This is a genomic window from Marinomonas transparens (genome assembly GCF_016463975.1).
Lineage (GTDB): Bacteria > Pseudomonadota > Gammaproteobacteria > Pseudomonadales > Marinomonadaceae > Marinomonas > Marinomonas transparens.
Map to the genome: position 1 here is coordinate 1 of NZ_JAEMNX010000062.1, position 2,249 is coordinate 2,249.

Here is a 2,249-nt window from a genome sequence, read left to right on the forward strand (position 1 = left end):
ACTGGCGCATCGGTGTTTGATGCCTTTGGTAACCTAAGTGGTTTTGACGTGTCCCGGGGGGATGTGGACATCACGGGCTTGGGCTTTAATGACACCGACACCGATGAAGTAGACATACTGGCTCGCAGTGTCAGTCTAAACGCCGAAATGTGGGCCAACCAAGCGACCATCATTACCGGTGACAACCTCATTGATTACCAAGACAAGTCCGTAACGGCGCGTTCTACGGGTGAAAAAGAGGGTTTCTCACTCGATGTTGCCGCCATTGGTGGCATGTACGCCAACCGCATTCGTTTGATCGGTACCGAAAAAGGTCTAGGGGTGAACCTCAACGGTGTGATCTCTGCCACAGAGTCCATGGTATTGGACAGCCAAGGCAATCTGGTTAACAAAGGCTCTCTGAGTGGTAAACAACTCACTGTTTCTGCAAAGAACATCAATAACACAGGCGAGCTATTAGGCGACAACATCAGTTTAGCGGCCACCGATTTAACCAACACCGGCAGCAAGGGTAATATCCAAGCCACCGATACGATAAACATCGATTTACAAGGCGACCTAATCAACCAAAGCGGCGCTAAGATCCAAACGCCTGATGGTCTGCTCGCCATCAACGCCAACACCATCACCAACCAAAGTACGATGGCGGCGAACCAACTGAGTATCCGCGCGGCACAATTAAACAACCAGACAGAAAGTGGCACGATTTACGGTACCGATAACGTGGACCTCACCCTGACGGGCCAATTGAACAACAGCGACAACGCCTTAATCCAATCGGATAACCAATTTATCATCAATGCCAATGGGGACATTACCAACAGTAACGCGACCCTAGCGTCGATTGGCTCGGCTACTATCAAAGCCCAAAACCTCATTAACTCAGGGAAAGTTCAGGCACAAAATGGTCAACTTGTCCTAGAAGCTACCCAAAATATAGACAACCAAGGTCGTATTCAAGGTGAAGGGTTGATCATCACCGCGAACGCACTGAGCAACCAAACAACAAGCGGTAAACTGGTTTCGACACAAGACCTTATTCTCACCACTGAAGCGAACATCATCAATCAAGACAGTGCCCTCATTCATGCGGGGAACGCCCTAAATGTAACCAGCACTCATGGCGATTTGATCAACACCAATGGGACGATTCAAGCCGTTGATAGCACCAAGATCACCACTCAAAACCTGACGAGCTCAGGCACCATCCTCGCCCAAGACAGCGCATTAACCATAGACACCGGCACGCTGGATAACCAAGGGACAATGGTGGCTAATGGACTTGTTATCAACGCGGCAGAATTGAACAACAGCACGGCCAACGGTCAGCTTTACTCAACCGACAGCATCGACTTAACCATTCTAGGAAGCATCCAAAACAGCAATAGTGCCCTAATACATGCCGACTCGAATGTGGTGATCGATGCGGAAGGCAATCTCACCAACACATTAGCTACCATCGAAGCGCTCAATAGTACCAAGGTCGAAGCACAAAATGTCAGTAGCAGCGGCACTATCCTCGCACAAGACAGCGAATTAACCATAGACACCGCTACACTGGATAACCAAGGTGGACTATCGGGTAATGGCATCGTCATCAATGCCTCAGAGTTGAACAACAGCACAGCGAACGGCAAGATCTTCTCCACCGATAACGTGGATTTGAATATCAAGGGAGACGTTACCAACATCGATGGCGCCTTGGTGCATGCGAACACCGATGTGACGTTGGATGCTGAAGGGAATCTAACAAATACTAATGCCACGATTGAGGCCATTAATGCCACTAACATTGATGCACAAAATGTCAGTAGCAGCGGCACCATCCTCGCGCAAAATGGTGCGTTGACATTCGGAACGCAAGGGCAGTTGGTCAATAAAGTTGATAACCAAGGTGTTCTGGAAGGCAAGGGCATTGAGATTAATGCCACTGAGCTCAATAACAGCACAGTAAACGGCAAGATGTTTTCCACTGATAAGGTGGCACTAACGGTCACCGGAGATGTGACTAACTCAGACGGCGCCTTGGTGCATGCGGATACGGATGTGACGCTGGATGCGGACGGCAATCTCACCAACACCGATTCCACGATTGAAGCGATTAATGCTACGAAGGTCAACGCGGAAAATGTCACCAGTTCTGGCACCATCTTGGCTCAAGACAGCAGCCTAACCATAGACACCGCCAAGCTGGATAACCAAGGCGCGTTGGCGGGTAACGGCATCGTCATCAATGCGTCTGAACTGAG

The 2,249-nt window shown here is 49.6% G+C and carries 1 protein-coding gene; it reads left to right on the forward strand.

What is annotated here, in order from left to right; all coding sequences use genetic code 11:
* A partial coding sequence (locus I8J31_RS20620) for a beta strand repeat-containing protein (protein WP_199470468.1) occupies positions 1–2,249 on the forward strand: 2,249 nt, incomplete at both ends.